Origin of the sequence: Allosphingosinicella sp., assembly GCF_036403745.1 — a bacterium.
Taxonomy (GTDB): Bacteria; Pseudomonadota; Alphaproteobacteria; order Sphingomonadales; family Sphingomonadaceae; genus Allosphingosinicella.
This window is the reverse complement of sequence record NZ_DASWQI010000050.1, coordinates 69,921-84,018: the sequence shown is the minus strand read 5'-3', so window position 1 is coordinate 84,018 and position 14,098 is coordinate 69,921. Positions and strand designations below refer to the sequence as shown.

The 14,098-nt window shown below is 69.9% G+C and carries 14 protein-coding genes, 1 tRNA gene and 1 pseudogene; 9 read left to right on the top strand and 7 right to left on the bottom strand.

Going from position 1 to position 14,098, the window contains the following annotated elements:
* Window positions 1-84: 84 nt before the first annotated feature.
* The 4 genes from VGC56_RS09770 to VGC56_RS09755 all read right to left on the bottom strand — a co-directional run bounded on the left by VGC56_RS09770 (window position 85) and on the right by VGC56_RS09755 (window position 6,150).
* Window positions 85-933: a metallophosphoesterase gene (locus VGC56_RS09770; protein ID WP_464124709.1), complete on the bottom strand. Its 849-nt coding sequence runs from the start codon at window positions 931-933 to the stop codon at window positions 85-87.
* Complete coding sequence (locus tag VGC56_RS09765) at window positions 933-2,732, bottom strand: cytochrome c3 family protein (protein WP_464124708.1); 1,800 nt, start codon at window positions 2,730-2,732, stop codon at window positions 933-935. Before VGC56_RS09765 ends, VGC56_RS09770 begins: the two co-directional genes overlap by 1 nt.
* Before the next feature lie 6 nt (window positions 2,733-2,738).
* Complete coding sequence (locus VGC56_RS09760; RefSeq protein ID WP_464124707.1) at window positions 2,739-3,587, bottom strand: hypothetical protein; 849 nt, start codon at window positions 3,585-3,587, stop codon at window positions 2,739-2,741.
* Window positions 3,588-3,723: 136 nt separating this feature from the next.
* On the bottom strand, window positions 3,724-6,150 hold the full coding sequence (locus tag VGC56_RS09755) for a cyclic nucleotide-binding domain-containing protein (protein ID WP_464124706.1): 2,427 nt from the start codon (window positions 6,148-6,150) through the stop codon (window positions 3,724-3,726).
* Between the two features lie 52 nt (window positions 6,151-6,202).
* Here VGC56_RS09755 and VGC56_RS09750 point away from each other — a divergent pair, with 52 nt between their 5' ends.
* Both VGC56_RS09750 and VGC56_RS09745 read left to right on the top strand, forming a co-directional pair.
* Complete coding sequence (locus VGC56_RS09750) at window positions 6,203-7,048, top strand: tetratricopeptide repeat protein (RefSeq protein ID WP_464124705.1); 846 nt, start codon at window positions 6,203-6,205, stop codon at window positions 7,046-7,048.
* Window positions 7,049-7,153: 105 nt separating this feature from the next.
* On the top strand, window positions 7,154-7,414 hold the full coding sequence (locus VGC56_RS09745; protein ID WP_464124704.1) for a hypothetical protein: 261 nt from the start codon (window positions 7,154-7,156) through the stop codon (window positions 7,412-7,414).
* Between the two features lie 93 nt (window positions 7,415-7,507).
* On the opposite strand, the gene VGC56_RS09740 is transcribed toward VGC56_RS09745, so the two are convergent.
* Window positions 7,508-7,597 (bottom strand) — tRNA-Ser (locus VGC56_RS09740).
* A 181-nt stretch (window positions 7,598-7,778) separates the two neighbouring features.
* On the opposite strand from VGC56_RS09740, the gene hspQ reads away from it, so the two are divergent.
* The 4 genes and pseudogenes from hspQ (at window position 7,779) to VGC56_RS09720 (ending at window position 9,855) form a co-directional block, all read left to right on the top strand.
* Complete coding sequence (gene hspQ, locus VGC56_RS09735; protein WP_464124703.1) at window positions 7,779-8,165, top strand: heat shock protein HspQ; 387 nt, start codon at window positions 7,779-7,781, stop codon at window positions 8,163-8,165.
* A gap of 122 nt (window positions 8,166-8,287) precedes the next feature.
* A pseudogene (rplU, locus tag VGC56_RS09730) lies at window positions 8,288-8,659 on the top strand (50S ribosomal protein L21); the annotation flags it as partial.
* 211 nt (window positions 8,660-8,870) lie between these two features.
* Window positions 8,871-9,146 (top strand): 50S ribosomal protein L27, encoded by a 276-nt coding sequence (rpmA, locus tag VGC56_RS09725; protein WP_464124702.1) that lies wholly within the window; start codon window positions 8,871-8,873, stop codon window positions 9,144-9,146.
* Window positions 9,147-9,315: 169 nt separating this feature from the next.
* Window positions 9,316-9,855 carry a GNAT family N-acetyltransferase gene (locus VGC56_RS09720; RefSeq protein WP_464124701.1) on the top strand — a complete coding sequence of 180 codons (540 nt, stop codon included), beginning with the start codon at window positions 9,316-9,318 and terminating at the stop codon, window positions 9,853-9,855.
* Between the two features lie 141 nt (window positions 9,856-9,996).
* On the opposite strand, the gene VGC56_RS09715 is transcribed toward VGC56_RS09720, so the two are convergent.
* The gene (locus VGC56_RS09715) at window positions 9,997-10,827 is read right to left on the bottom strand and encodes a metal-dependent hydrolase (RefSeq protein ID WP_464124700.1); all 831 of its coding nucleotides are present in this window, start codon (window positions 10,825-10,827) and stop codon (window positions 9,997-9,999) included.
* Window positions 10,828-10,869: 42 nt separating this feature from the next.
* Here VGC56_RS09715 and VGC56_RS09710 point away from each other — a divergent pair, with 42 nt between their 5' ends.
* Genes VGC56_RS09710 through VGC56_RS09700 form a run of 3 tightly spaced genes read left to right on the top strand, consistent with a single transcriptional unit; the run spans window position 10,870 to window position 13,494 of the window.
* Window positions 10,870-11,454 carry a TetR family transcriptional regulator gene (locus VGC56_RS09710; RefSeq protein WP_464124699.1) on the top strand — a complete coding sequence of 195 codons (585 nt, stop codon included), beginning with the start codon at window positions 10,870-10,872 and terminating at the stop codon, window positions 11,452-11,454.
* Between the two features lie 50 nt (window positions 11,455-11,504).
* Window positions 11,505-12,533: a GTPase ObgE gene (gene obgE / locus VGC56_RS09705; RefSeq protein ID WP_464124698.1), complete on the top strand. Its 1,029-nt coding sequence runs from the start codon at window positions 11,505-11,507 to the stop codon at window positions 12,531-12,533.
* A gap of 28 nt (window positions 12,534-12,561) precedes the next feature.
* Window positions 12,562-13,494, top strand: a complete 933-nt coding sequence (locus VGC56_RS09700; protein ID WP_464124697.1) for an NAD-dependent epimerase/dehydratase family protein — start codon at window positions 12,562-12,564, stop codon at window positions 13,492-13,494.
* Here the strand turns inward: VGC56_RS09700 and VGC56_RS09695 are convergent.
* Window positions 13,487-13,996 carry a Pycsar system effector family protein gene (locus VGC56_RS09695; RefSeq protein ID WP_464124696.1) on the bottom strand — a complete coding sequence of 170 codons (510 nt, stop codon included), beginning with the start codon at window positions 13,994-13,996 and terminating at the stop codon, window positions 13,487-13,489. The two genes, VGC56_RS09700 and VGC56_RS09695, sit on opposite strands and share 8 nt — an antisense overlap.
* Window positions 13,997-14,098: the final 102 nt, after the last annotated feature.

Genomic DNA, 14,098 nt, shown 5'->3' with positions numbered 1-14,098 from the left:
GCCGACTCAGAGAGGCCCCTCCACCGCGTTTCACGCGGTCCCCCTCCCGATGCGCTTCTCGCACGGGGAGGGCTGAAGATGAGCCTAGCTTCGCCGCTCCTCGGCCAGGAGCCTTACGAGGGGCTGCATGCGGTGGTCGAAGCGGGCGAGGATTGGGTCGTCGGCGACCCGGCCGAAGTGGGTGACGAGGGTGCGGCCGGTCCAAAAGTGGAGGGCGAAGGCGGGGGGCTCCTCGACGATCAGCGGGCGCTGGTCGGGCGCTTCGGGGTCGATCGTGCCGAGATCGAGGGCGAGTTCGGGCGCGGTGGCGGCGCAGACGGCGAGCAGGGTTCCGGCGAAGCGGGTGACGAGCGGGCGGTGGAGGTGGCCGGCGACCATCGCGACGATGTTGGCGTGCGGCGTCATCACGCTTTCGAGCCGCCGCACCCAGGCCGCGTCCGAATTCTCGCCCATCAAGCTGAGACCGGCGTCGACCGGCGGATGGTGGAAGGCGATGAGGGTCGGGCGCTCGGGCTGCTCGGCGAGGCGGGCGGCGAGCCAGGCGGCGCGTGCGTCGCACCAGGCGCCGCCGTGGCGGCTCTCGTCGAGCGTATCGAGGGCGAGGATGCGGAGCGGGCCGGCGTCGATCTCATACTGGGCGAAGCCGTCTCGGCAGAAGGCGGGGAAATGGGCTGCGAAGGCGGCGCGGCCGTCATGGTTGCCGACTAGGGGGTAGCAGGGAAACGGGAGGCGCGACGTCGCCTCCGTCAGCCGGCGATAGGCCCCGGCATCGTCGCCGGCGTCGGCGAGATCACCGGTCATCAGCATGAGGTCGGGCTGCGGGTTCATGGCCCCGAGGGTGGCGAGCACGGCGTCGAGGCGGCGGCGGTTCAGCTCGTCCGGGTTGCCTGGCTCGAAGCCGAGGTGGATGTCGGTGATCTGCGCGATCAGCATCAGCGCCCCTCCCCCGCTGCCATCGGTACTGCCTCCACGGCGACCGCGCGGCGCTCGCCGCGAAGCCGCTGGCGGATGACCATCGCCGGTGCCCCCGGCCGCGCGTGATAGGAGTGGCACATCGCGCAGGGCGAGGCGACCGCTTTCGCTGTGCGCTCGCCGCCGTGGCAGCCGCGGCAGGTGGCGATGCCGGGGATCAGCACGTCCGACGCGCTCCGGGAACTGGCCGCCTGGTGGCAGCTGCCGCAGCTCTGCGCGGCGTGCGGGCGGTGATCGAACCAGCCGTGGCGCACGTAGCGCTCGGGAAAGGCGACCGGGTGGATACGGTAGGCGAGCGAGCCGGCGGGCGGTGCCTCGACCTCATGGCAATCGTAGCAGGCGCCGCCGCGCGAGAAGACCGCGCGGACGGCGGCGTCGGGGCCCGGGGCGGAGGCGCCCTGCTCGAAGCGGATGCGGGTCGCGGCGGCCGGCGCCGCGCCGGGCACGCGGCGGGCGGAGGGCGCCAAGCTGGGCGGCGGCGGGGCACTGCGGGCGCTGTAATAGTCGCGAAGGTCGGCGATGACCTGGGCGGGGTCGCCGTGGCGCAGGGTGCGGATGGTGCCGCCGGTGCGGGCGAAGGCGAGGCTGTGGCACATCGCGCAATCGCGCTCCATCACCACCGGCTGGTAGCGCGCGCCTTCCGGTTCGGGGCGGTGGCAATTGGCGCAGTCGAGGCCGCTGCCGAGGCCGAGCCGCCGCGCCATCTGGGCCGCGCCTCCGGAGCGCGACAAATGGAGGGCGTGTGGGAATTTGAGGCCGTTCTCCTCGCGGCCGGTGGCGGCAGAGACGCGGCCGAGGATCGGGTGCTCGCCGCTCCAGCCGGTGATGACGGCGGGGCGGAAGTCGGGGTGGATGCGGCCGAAATCCGCGGCGTTGCCGAGCTTCGTGTCGGGGAGCTTCGACGACAAAGCGGTGTGGCAGTCGCTGCAGAAACGTTGCGGCGCCGGCGCCATCTTCTGCGGGCCCTGATGCTCGGTGTGGCAATCGATGCAGCGGCCGGGCGGCAGGTCGAACGCCTGCTTCACGCGTAGCTGGAAGCGGCCCCAGGCGGTGAGATCGGGCTGGGCGCGGGCGAGGCGGAACGGATCGGCATGGCCGTGAATGTCGCGGTGGCAGGACGCGCAGGCGGCGTCGCGGACCGACTCGAACGGCTTGTCGTGGCAGGCGTTGCAATTGTGCTGGAGGGCGGCGTGGGCGGCGCTGAGATGGCCGGCCGACCAGATCTCGTCGGCCTGGAAATGGGCGAAGCGCGCCGCGCGCTGCTGGCGGTCGTGGAAGGTCTTGAGCGGCCAGCCGATGCAGAGGCCGAGCACGAGCAGGGCGAGCAGCCAGGCCATGGGGCGCTTGCCGGGCATGACCGAGGCGAGGGAGAAGAGCCGCTCGGCGCTGCGGTCGAGCTTGGCCGCGCCTTCGGTGATCCGCTCGACGCCGACTTCGATGTCGTCCGCCTCGGCTGGCGCGGGCAGGAAGCGCAGGAGGTGCCTGCCGATGCGGATGTCGCCGCCGCTGGCGACGGCGATCGTGCCGGAGGACACTTGGCGGCCGTCGAGGGCAACGGTGAGGCCGGTCGCCACGGCGACCTGGAGGCGGTCGCCGCGCCGCTCCACCGCCGCGTGCTCGAGGGCGACAGCGAGATCAGTGAGGGGAATGTCGCTCCCGGGGCCGCGGCCGATGGTCAGGCGGTCCCGCTCGATCCTGCGGGTGCGGACGATCTCGCGCCCCTCGGCGCTCGTGGTGACGGTGCGGAGGAGAAAGGCCACCCGCCCCTACCAGTAGAAGAAGACGCTGAGGATATGGGCGGCGAGCGCGGCGATGAGGGCGAAGGTCAGCGGCACATGGACGTAAAGCCAGACCTCGAGCAGCGCGCGGATGCGCAGGTGGCGGCGGATCTGGGCGAGGGCCGCGGCCTTGCGTTCGAGGACGGGGACCAGCGCGCCTGTCTCGGGGATACCGCGCAGGCTTGCGAGGGCGCGCAGCGTGGGTGACCGGGACGAGGCCCCCGACAGGCGGCGGGCGAGGCCAGCCCGAAACGGGTCTTCGCGAATGGCGCGGGCGACCAGCGCCGCGTCGCGCTGGGCGAGCGGCTGGGCGGCGGCTTCGAGCTGGGCGTCGAGCTTGGCGAGAGCGTCGACCATCTGCGGCTTGGTCATCTCGGCGCGGCTGTCGCTGAGAGCGCTCGGCAGCGCGGCATAGACGGCGACACCGTACAGGCCGGAGAGGATGACGAGCAGCATCAGCGCGTACGAGAGGGTGTGCACGTCCGGGCCGAAGCGGAAGCCGGTGTGGAGGGTGGCGAGCACCGCGAGCGAGAGGCCGAGCCAGACATGGGCGCTGGTCCAGCCCTTCAGCGACCAGCGGCCGCGGGTCATCACGCGCTTCCTGACGCCGAGCATGGTCAGCCAGAGGATGAGCAGCAGCGAGATTGTGCCGAGCAGATAGCCCGGCGCGGTGCCGCCATAGTGGCGGCCCGGGACATCGACGAGCGCGTAGAGGGCGATGGCGAGGGCGCAGAGGAGGAAGGCGATCTTCGCCCAGCGGAAGCTCTTGTGGCGCAGGAACCCCTCATGGCGCGCGCCTTCGCCGAGGGTGGTGCGGGGGATGCCGCGGGAGGTCATTACAATCCCCTCTCCCCGGCGGGGAGAGGGTTAGGGTGAGGGGGCTCGGCGTCCGCGGAGACCTTCAGAAGCCGAACCCCCTCACCCTGCCCTCTCCCTCCAGGGAGAGGGGATTTGGGCTGCCGAGACAATCGCCTCACCCCTTCCGCTCCAGCCGGGCGACGGTCAGCATCTGCTCCGGCGCGACGCGGATGGCGGCGCCGGTGGGGCAGGCGCGGACGCAGGCGGGGCCGCCCGAAATGCCGGCGCACATGTCGCATTTGACGGCGCGCTTGGGCGTGTCGGGGGAGACGCGCTTTTCGGTCCACTTCCTGGGGGGCTCGCCGGGGCCGGGGCCGAGGCCGGCGAGGAGCCAGGCGAGCAAGGGCGGCTTTTTCGGCGGCACCTTTTCCATGCGGATGACGCCGTAGGGGCAATTGCGCTGGCAATTGCCGCAGCCGATGCAGCTGTCGTCGATGAACACCTCGCCGTCCTGGCCGCGGTGGATGGCGTTGGGCGGGCAGTCGGCCATGCAATGCGGGTGCTCGCAATGGCGGCACGAGGTCGGCACGTGGAGGTGGGCGTAGGTCTTGCCGGCCTCGCGGTCGAGGCGGGAGAGGCCTTCGTGGCTGTCGGCGCAGGCGCGCTCGCAATTGTCGCAGCCGACGCAGAGCTTCTCGTCGATGAGGAGGACGTCGGTCGCCTCGCCGATGCCGTTGTCGACGAGGAAGCTCGCCACCGAGGAATAGAGGCCGAGCGCGTCGCCGAACCCGTCCTTCTTCGCTTCGACGAAGGCGTTGACCTCGCGTCGCGCCGCCATGTCACGCTTCGCCTTGCCGAGCAGATCGGGCTTGCGGGCGAGGAGACGGGCGAAGGCGGCGCCGTCCAACCGGATCACCTCGGACTTGATGGCGGCGCGGACGGTGGCGGTGCGCGGGCCGCCGTCGATCAGCGCCATCTCGCCGACATAGGAGCCGGCGGGGAGGTAGGAGAGGAAGACGGGGCGGCCGCCGATCGTCTTTTCGACCACCATCGAGCCGCGGCGGATGACGAAGATGTCCTGCCCCTCCTCGCCCTCCGTGATGACCGGCTCGCCGGCGCGGACGGTCTTGACCTCCGCCGTCTCGAGCAGCTCGGCGACATCCTCCGGGGCGAGGCCGGAGCCGAACACCTGCAGCAATTGCCGCTCGATCGAGATGCGCTCGATCGCCCGCTTCGCCGCGGGGACCGTCGCCATCAGCTTGAGCGCCGCGGTGCGCGGGATTTCGACGAGGATCGAATCCTCGGCGATGCGGATGGTGGCGCCGCGGCGGCGGCCGGAGATGAGGCCGACCTCGCCGAAGATCGAGCCGGTGTGGATGGGCACACTCGCCTCCGGGCCGACCTCTACCAGCACGGAGCCGGAGGCGATGGCGAAGAGCGAATCGCCGGAGCCGTTGCGCTCGAAGATTGTGGTCCCCGCAGGTTGGAAGGTCGCCGCGCTGTCGAGCATGAACTCGCGCATCTGCAGCGGCGACAGATCGTGGAAGATGGCCACCCCGGCGCGGAGCAATTCGAGCCATTCCTCGACCGGGCGGCGGCCGGGCAGGCCGTCGAACTTGGCGGCGAGGATCGGCTCGTCGGCCGGCTTCAGGCTGCGGTTGCCGGCGATATATTCGGCGACGTCATAGCCCTGGTTCATGCAATGCTTGATCAGCGGATAGCCGGCGAGCGCGCCGATGACGTAGAGGCCGGGGACGCTCGTCTCGAAGCTCGGGCTGAGCTGCGGGAAGGCTTCGCGGTCGGGGCTGGTGAAGACGATGCCGCAGGCCTCGACGAAGGCGCGGGGTGCCGCCGAGCCGGTCCGCGCGATGATGCGGTCGCAGCGGATCGTCTGCCGTCCGTCGCGTGTGTCGAGGGTGAGGCTGCCGGGCTCCACCTTGACGGGCGCGGTTTCGCTCATGACGGCGATGCGGCCGGCGGCCTCAGCCTCTATCAGCAGCTTGACGTTGGCGCTCTTGGCGCGGGCGAAATCGGCGCCGCGGTTCAGGATGGTGACGACATTGCCCTGGGCCTGATCGGCGGCGAGGCCGAGGGCGTTCTCGATGCCGGCATCCCCCGATCCGACGACGGTGATGTGCTCGTCGACATATTCGCCGGGGTCGTCGAGCTGGTATTGGATGTGGGGCAGGTCGGCGCCTTCACAGCGCATGCGGTTGGGATTGCCCTGCGTGCCGATGGCGAGGACGACAGTCTCCGCCTCGATCGCCGCGCCGTCCGCCAGCTTCAGGGTGAAGGCCCCCTCCCCGCCCTCGATCGCGCGCACGTCCGCGTTGAGACGGACGTTGACCGCTTCGGCGCCGGAGTCCCAGGCGGCGAGCACCTTCTCGCGCTTGCCGGCCTCGAACGGCATGTCGGAGCGCAGCACCAGCTGGGCTGGCGTCGCCATCACGTGCTTGCCCTTTTGGTATTTATAGATGGTGTCGGAGAGGTGGTCGGCCTTTTCGAGGAGGAGGTGGCTGAGGCCGAGCGCCGCCGCGCGCGCCGCGGCGCTGAGGCCGGCCGGGCCCGATCCGATGATCGCAATGCGGAACCGCTCCGGCATCGTCCGCTCCCCTGCTTGACGTTGACCATTTTGCGGCGATGATCGCAAGTCCATGGCCGCGCCGGACACACGCCCCCGCAGACCCTCGCTCGCGACGCTGCTGCTGATCGCCGCGGCGCTCGCGGCGGCGGGGTCGGTGGGCTATTCGGGGTTGCGGAGCGGCGGCGGCGGGGCGCGGGCTGCCGATCCGCTCGCAAAGGACTGGCGGACGGTCGGCTGGGCCTATGCGGAGAAAGGCGATTCCGCCGCCTCGGCCGCGGCCTATCGCAAGGCCGCCGACATCGAGCCGGACAATGCGGAGAATTGGTCGTCGCTCGGCGAGGCGCTGCAGGCCGGGAGCAAGACCGTCGTCCCCGAAGCCGCCGCGGCACTGCGCAAGGCACTCGCGCTGGACGCCTCCGATCCGCGGGCGCGGTACTTCGTCGCCGTTCAGAGGGATCTGGGGGGCGACCATAAGGGCGCGATCGGAGACTGGGCGGCGCTTCTCGCCGACACGCCGGCCGGAGCGCCGTGGCGCGCCGACCTCGAGCGCACGATGCGGGAGACTGCGGAGCGCAACCGGCTCCCACTGCCCGCGGCTGCTCCGACCGCCGCGCCGACCGCCACCGCTGGCATTCCGGGTCCGACGGCGGAGCAGCTCGCCGCCGCCTCCTCGATCCCACCGGGCGAGCAGGACAAGATGGTCAAGAACATGGTCGAGCGCCTGGCGAAGCGGCTCGAGGCCAATCCCCGCGACGCCGACGGCTGGATCCGGCTGATGCGCTCACGCAAGGTGCTGGGCGACGCGGGCGGTGCTGCCAAGGCGCTGCAGTCCGGCTTGGCGGCGTTCCAGGGCGACGCCGCGACCCAGGCGCGGCTCAGGAGCGCGGCGGCGCAGCTGGACGTCTCCGGCACCTGAAAGACGACCCCGGACGGCGGAGAAGGTGGCGTCGGGATTCCCGCCTCATGACACAGGGTGACTACGGTATTGCCCGCACGTCGGCGGAAGCAGACGGACCTGGAAATGGCCGATCCCACCCTCGCACGCCAGCAGCCGACGTTCGACGAATGCGCGATGGACGGAGCGGCGCTGGCGAATCTGGGGCTGATCGCCGCCGCTTTGCATACCGGCGAGGTCGACGAGGAGGGCGCGCTCATCGAGGCGCAGGCCGCCGAATTCGCCAGCCCGGGCATCACCCGCCAGTGGAAGTCGCTGAGCCGGGCAAGGCGTGACGAGTTCGCACGCCGGGTCATCGGCGTGTACGAATTTTACCTCTTCTACTGATCGCCCGCGCAGCACTTCCGCCGCACACTCGCCCGACGAGCGGCAGATCTTCTGTACAGGAACGGGGGCTGTTCGCGGCGTCTGCGCAGGGAATGGCGGAGAGGGTGGGATTCGAACCCACGGTACCCGTGAGGGCACAACGGTTTTCGAGACCGTCCCAATCGACCACTCTGGCACCTCTCCGCATTCGCGAAGCACGCCCCCGCGCGGGAGGCGGGTCGACAGGCGGGGGCCTCTAGCCGATGGTTCCGGGCTTGCCAAGGCATGTCCCGCGCTTTGCCGGGAGACGCCCGGCGCCCCTTTCCTGCCTCGCGGGTGGCAGGCCTTTCCTTGCCTCGCGGCCGGCAGGCCCTAAATAGGGAGGATGCTACCGAGATCCGACACGCCGATCGAAGACATGGCCGCCGCCGCCCTGATGGCGCCGCCGATCACCCATGCCCGCTTCTCGATCGGCGACGTGGTCCGCCACCGCCTGTTCGATTTCCGCGGCGTCGTGTTCGACGTCGATCCGGTCTTCGCCAATTCCGAAGAATGGTACGAAGCGATCCCCGAGGAAATCCGCCCGGACCGCGACCAGCCTTTCTACCACCTCCTCGCCGAAAATGCCGAGGCGAGCTACGTCGCCTATGTCAGCCAGCAGAATCTGGTGACGGACGACAGCGCCGAGCCGGTCGACCATCCGGCGATCAAGGGCATGTTCGACGCCTTCGCGGACGGGCGCTACCGGCTGAAGCGGGAGCACCGCCACTAAGTTGGAGCAGCGGCACTGGCGCATTGACAGACTGGGCCCGCTTCAGTAGCAGCCCGGTTCCCGCGCGGGGTTCGGCCGCGGCTGTGTTTGCGCGGATATCATTCTGGTTATTGGAAAGACCCATGTTCGCAGTCGTGCGCACGGGCGGCAAGCAGTATCGCGTCGCCGCCGGAGACAAGATCGTCGTCGAAAAGCTTGCCGGTGAGGCGGGCGACACCATCCAACTGGGCGACATCCTGCTCGCCGGCGAAGGCTCCGACCTTCGCTCGACCGACGGGCTGACCGTCGCCGCGGAGATCATCGCCCAGGCCAAGGCCGACAAGGTGATCGTCTTCAAGAAACGGCGCCGGCACAATTACCGCCGCAAGAAGGGCCACCGCCAGCAGCACACGATCCTCAGGATCCTGGGCATCGGCGACCAGCAGGCCGAGAAGCCCGCGAAGAAGGCCAAGGCGGCTCCGGCGCCTGCCGAGAGCGAGGCGCCTGCCGCCGCCGCTCCGGCTCCGGCAGCAGAGGCTCCGGCCAAGAAGCCGCGCGCCAAGAAGGCCGACGCGCCCGCCGCCGCCGAGGCGCAGCCCCAGGCTCCGCTCAAGGTCGACGGTGCCGAAAGCCCGATGACCGACAGCCCGGTTGCGAAGAAGAAGTCGACCAAGAAGGCCGCTTCTGATACCGAAGCCTGAACGCAAGAAGAGCTAGAGAAGAGTCATGGCACATAAGAAAGCAGGCGGTTCCTCCCGCAACGGCCGCGACAGCGCGGGCCGCCGTCTCGGCGTCAAGAAGTTCGGCGGCGAAGCCGTCCTCGCCGGCAACATCATCGTGCGCCAGCGCGGTACCAAATGGTATCCGGGCGCCGGCGTCGGCATGGGCAAGGACCACACCCTCTTTGCGCTCACCGACGGCCGCGTCACGTTCAAGGACGGGCGCCTCGGCCGCAAATATGTCTGCGTCGACCTGACGCAGGCGGCAGAAGCAGCGGAATAACGGACGATCGATGAAGGGTCGTCCGCAAGGGCGGCCCCCAGGTTCTCGTCAGGGAACCGTATGAGGGAGAGGGGCCGGGCCCCTCTCTCTTTTTTTGTCTCCCTCGCAAATCCCGTCATCCGCCTGACACCCAGGAGGGGCAGGCGGCGGCGACGAAGGGAGACGAGTCATGTTCGCGATCACGCCCAGATTGCTGCTCCGGCCCGGCTGGCGCGAGGATGCGCCCGCGGTGTTCGCCGCGGTCGCGGACGAGGCGATCGTGCGCAACCTTGCGCAGGTGCCGTGGCCCTATCGGCTCGACCATGCCGAGGAGTGGCTGGCGACGCCGCAGCAGCCGGCTTGGCCTTCCTGCCTCATCTTCCTGCGGGGCGACCCGACCCGTGTTGCCGGCTGCGTCGGGCTTCATCCCGCCGAGGACGGCCGTCCGGAACTCGGCTATTGGCTCGCCCGCCCCTTCTGGGGCCGCGGCATCGCGACCGAAGCGGCCGGGGCGATCGTGGCCGCCGCGCGCCACAGCCTGCGCCTCCCGCGCCTCGTCTCCGGCCATTTCACCGACAATCCGGCGTCGGGCCGCGTTCTGGAGAAACTGGGCTTTCGGGCGACCGGGATGACCCGCCGCTACAGCGCCGGCCGCGGCGAGTCCGTGCCGTGCCGGCTGATGGAGCTCGACCTCGCGGAGGTGGACAGTCTCCCGGCGATCGCGGCGTAACTTGCCTCCCCAAGCGAAGCTCGGGGAGGGGGACCACCGAAGGTGGTGGAGGGGTATTTCAAAAGAGGCGGCGTCTGGGAATACCCCTCCACCAAGCATAGCTTGGTCCCCCTCCCCATCCTGCGGATGGGGAGGCAAGGGTCAGGCGGCCAGCGCCGCTTCGGCCTTGGCGATGAGGGCGCGGTCGTCGTGGTTCCAGGGGTGGAAGCCCGGGAGGAAGAAGCTCGCCCAGGCGCCGAGGATCTTGCGCACCATGCCGGGCGCGACGAAGGCCTGGCGGAACAGGCCCCACCAGGCGCGGGGGCCGGTGATGCCGTCCTGGCGGAGCAATTCGAGCGCGCCGGCGGTGCGGTCGACGAAGAAGTTGCGGGTGACGAACAGCATCACGCGCGCCTTGACGCTCCAGCGCTTGAAGCGGGGCCACCCCTTCGTCGCGTGCAGCCAGGTATCGTAGGCTACCCCCTTATGCTCGACTTCCTCGATCGAGTGCCAACGCCAGAGCGCCGCCGATTCGGCGTCGGCGCCGGCGAGGTGGCGCGGGTCGCGGAGCAGTTCGTGGGCGAGAATGGCGGTGAAATGCTCGAGCGCCATGGTCGCGGCGTGGTTGACGATCGGCGGCCGCGCGCGGGAGATTGCGAGACGCTCCTCGACCTTCGTCTCGAGCGGGGCGATGTGGTAGCCGGCGTCGACGGCGCGGCGGTTGAACTGGACGTGCTCGCGGCTGTGCATCACCTCCTGGGTGGTGAAGGCCTTGATTTCGGCGGCGAGGCGCGGCGGGGCACCGACGCGGAAAGCGCGCACGCTCTCGACGAAATAGGCCTCGCCCTTGGGGAATGTGACGGAGAGTGCATTGTAGAGCGCGCTCGCGTATGGATTGCCGCCGAGCCACCAGCGGGCCGTCTCAGCGCCGCGCCCGAATCGGCGGTCGCGCGGCGTGATCGTCAGATCCTGGGGTGTCGCTTTGCTCGCCATAATCCTAAACTCCTATATTCAGAATGGCCACTACTGACACTAATGTCAACAGCTAGAGCGCGCCTTAGTCCGCAAGACAGCCGTGCTGCCGCGATCGAGGCGGCGCGGGCGCTTTTGCTCGAATCGGGGCCGCAGGCGGTGACGCTGAAGGCGGTCGCGGCGCGGATGGGGCGGACGCACGCCAACCTGCTCCATCATTTCGGATCGGCAGCCGGGCTGCAGGCGGAGCTGGCGCGGGCGATCGGCGAGCGGGTGACGGCGGCGATCGCCCGCGCCGTGGCGCTGGCCCGGCAGGGAGAGGCCGATCCGCGCGAGATCGTCGAGGGCGCCTTCGATGCCTTCGACAAGGAGGGCGCGGGGCAGCTCGCCGCCTGGATGATCGTCTCCGGCAATCGCGACGCGCTCGATCCGGTGCTGCAGGCGATCCACCGGCTGGTCGACCAGCTCGTCGAAGGGCACGAGGACCGCCCCGTCGCCGACACGACCTTGTGGCTGGTCCTCGCGGCGCTCGGCGATTCGCTGCTCGGGGCGGCGATGGCGGGGGCGCTCGGCCTGCCGCGGGAGAAAGCCCGCGAGCTGGCGCTGCGCCACCTGCTCGCCACGCATCCGGACATTCGCCTGGTCTAAGGCGGCCCTAGACGGTTCATTTCGTGGGACCGTTGTTCTAGAGGGCCGGGATGCATTTTCTCGACCAGGCCAAGATCTTCATCCGCTCCGGCGCCGGCGGGCCCGGGGCGGTCAGCTTCCGGCGCGAGAAGTATATCGAATATGGCGGCCCGGACGGCGGCGAGGGCGGCAAGGGCGGCGACATCATCTTCGAGGCGGTGGAGGGGCTGAACACCCTCATCGACTTTCGCTACACGCAGCATTTTCGGGCGCCGCGCGGCAAGGGCGGCTCCGGCTCCAACCGCACCGGCGCCGGCGGCGACGACCTCGTCATCAAGGTTCCGGTCGGGACCCAGGTGATCTCGGACGACAAGGAGCATGTCCTCGCCGATTTGACCAAGCCCGGCGAACGCATCGTTTTCTTGAAGGGCGGCGACGGCGGCCGAGGCAATGCCAGCTACAAGAGCTCGACCAACCGCGCGCCGCGCCAGCACGGCACCGGCTGGCCGGGCGAGGAGATGTGGGTATGGCTGCGCCTGAAGCTGCTCGCCGACGTCGGGCTCGTGGGGTTGCCGAACGCGGGCAAATCGACCCTGCTCAACGCCGTGACGAACGCCAACGCCAAGGTCGGCGCTTACCCGTTTACGACGCTGCACCCGAAGCTGGGCGTGGTCCGGCACAAGGGCCGCGAGTTCGTGATGGCCGACATTCCCGGCCTGATCGAAGGCGCCGCCGAGGGCGCCGGGATCGGCGACCGCTTCCTCGGCCATATCGAGCGGACGCGGGTGCTGCTCCACCTCGTCGACGCGAACAATGAGGATGTCGGGGAAGCCTATCGCATCGTCCACGACGAGCTCGACGCCTATGGCGAGGGCTTGGCCGACAAGCCGCAAATCGTCGCCCTCAACAAGGCCGACACGCTCGATGCAGAGCTGATCAAGGCGCTTTCGGACGAGCTCGAGGCGGAAGCCGGCGCACCCGCCCTCCCCCTTTCCGGCGCCACCGGCGAAGGCATCGAGGCGGTGCTCGACGCGATCCTCCAGCATCTCGGGCCGGCAAAGGAAAAGGCCCAGGAGGACCAGGAATGGTCGCCGTTGTAGGGCGTCTCGTTGTGAAGGGCGGGACGTGGTGACGCGGCGGGCGGAGAAGATCCGCACCCTTGCCGTCACCGGCGGCACCGGATTCGTCGGGTCGCACCTGCTGCGGCTCGCGCTCGATCAGGGCTATGACGTGCGGGCGCTGACCCGCGGGTGGAAACCGCCGGAGGACGAGATCGCCTGGGTCGACGGGGCGCTCGACCGACCGGAAAGCCTGGTGAAATTATGTACGGGCGCCGACGCCGTCATCCACATCGCCGGCGCGATCAACGCCCCCAATCGCGCCGAGTTCGAGACGGTCAATGCGGGCGGCACCGCCAACGCGATCGACGCCGCGCGCAAGGCCGGGGTGCGGCGCTTCATCCACTTCTCCTCGCTCGCCGCGCGGGAGCCGGACCTCTCCGCTTACGGCTGGTCCAAGATGAAGTCCGAGCGCCTCGTCGCCGCCTCCGGCCTCAACTGGACAATCCTGCGACCGCCGGCCGTTTACGGCCCCGGCGACAAGGAGACGCTGGAGCTGTTCCGGATGGCGCGGCGCGGCGTCGTCGCGCTGCCGCCGCGGGGGCATTTCTCGGTCATCCATGTCGAGGATCTGTGCCGGCTGGTCCTCGCCCTGCTCGACGAGCCGGACACGTGGGGCGAGATGTACGAGCCGGACGACGGCCGCATCGGGGGGTGGGAGCACCGCCATTTCGCCCGCACCCTGGGCCGCCTCTACGGCAAGCGGGCGGCGACGGTGGCGGTGCCGCGGCCCGTCATGCGGATCGCGGCCAGCCTCGACCGGGTGTTCCGGCGCGGCAAGGCCAAGCTGACGCCGGACCGGGTCAGCTATTTCTGCCACCCGGACTGGGTCGTCGCCGCGGAGAAAAGGCCGCCGGTGAAGCTGTGGGAGCCGCAGGTGAAGACGCCGACGGGGCTCAAGGACACCGCCGACTGGTACCGCGCCGAGGGCTGGCTCAAATAGCCAACCGCTCGATTATGAAGGCGGCGAGGCTGGCACTCATGCCGAGCAGGAAGGCGCGGTAAGCGTAAGCGAGCATCCGGTATTTCTTGCGGGCAAGCACGATTCCATTCTGGTGCATGTCGCGGAGCATCGCCCGGAAGCCCGCCTCGTCGGTGCGGATCGTCGCCAGCATCGCCTCGGTGAACTCCTCCTCCGACAGATGCGCATAGCAACCGAAGAAGAGCAGGTTAGCGGGCGCGCGCGGTCGCTTCCCGCCCAAGGCCGGCATGATCGCCAGCACGGCGAACACGGCGGCGGTGAAGGCGGTGGCACCGAGGATCAGCAGCGGCAGCGGCGGCGTCGCGCTCCGCGCCTGGTTGATGGCGATGGTGAAGATGACGAAGGCCGCTCCCATCAGGATGCTCGCCTTCTGGTCGGCCATGGCGGAAAGCTGGACGTTGATTTGCTGGGCGGTGCGGATGACGTGCACCGCGTTGACGGGATAATCCTGCGCGCCGGCCATTTGCACACCCCCCGCTCGCTCCGCGCCGGGAGCATCGCACGCGGCCCGGGCCCTGCCAAGCGGCCGCCATGTTTGGGCCCTAATCCCTTGGCACGGGGGGGC

Bases quoted from the DNA above. Each gene is read 5' to 3' on its own strand.
- VGC56_RS09770 (WP_464124709.1), bottom strand. From the start codon at position 933: ATGCTGATCGCGCAGATCACCGACATCCACCTCGGCTTCGAGCCAGGC.
- VGC56_RS09760 (WP_464124707.1), bottom strand. From the start codon at position 3,587: ATGACCTCCCGCGGCATCCCCCGCACCACCCTCGGCGAAGGCGCGCGC.
- VGC56_RS09755 (WP_464124706.1), bottom strand. From the start codon at position 6,150: ATGCCGGAGCGGTTCCGCATTGCGATCATCGGATCGGGCCCGGCCGGC.
- VGC56_RS09750 (WP_464124705.1), top strand. From the start codon at position 6,203: ATGGCCGCGCCGGACACACGCCCCCGCAGACCCTCGCTCGCGACGCTG.
- VGC56_RS09745 (WP_464124704.1), top strand. From the start codon at position 7,154: ATGGCCGATCCCACCCTCGCACGCCAGCAGCCGACGTTCGACGAATGC.
- hspQ (WP_464124703.1), top strand. From the start codon at position 7,779: ATGCTACCGAGATCCGACACGCCGATCGAAGACATGGCCGCCGCCGCC.
- rpmA (WP_464124702.1), top strand. From the start codon at position 8,871: ATGGCACATAAGAAAGCAGGCGGTTCCTCCCGCAACGGCCGCGACAGC.
- VGC56_RS09720 (WP_464124701.1), top strand. From the start codon at position 9,316: ATGTTCGCGATCACGCCCAGATTGCTGCTCCGGCCCGGCTGGCGCGAG.
- VGC56_RS09715 (WP_464124700.1), bottom strand. From the start codon at position 10,827: ATGGCGAGCAAAGCGACACCCCAGGATCTGACGATCACGCCGCGCGAC.
- VGC56_RS09710 (WP_464124699.1), top strand. From the start codon at position 10,870: ATGTCAACAGCTAGAGCGCGCCTTAGTCCGCAAGACAGCCGTGCTGCC.
- obgE (WP_464124698.1), top strand. From the start codon at position 11,505: ATGCATTTTCTCGACCAGGCCAAGATCTTCATCCGCTCCGGCGCCGGC.
- VGC56_RS09695 (WP_464124696.1), bottom strand. From the start codon at position 13,996: ATGGCCGGCGCGCAGGATTATCCCGTCAACGCGGTGCACGTCATCCGC.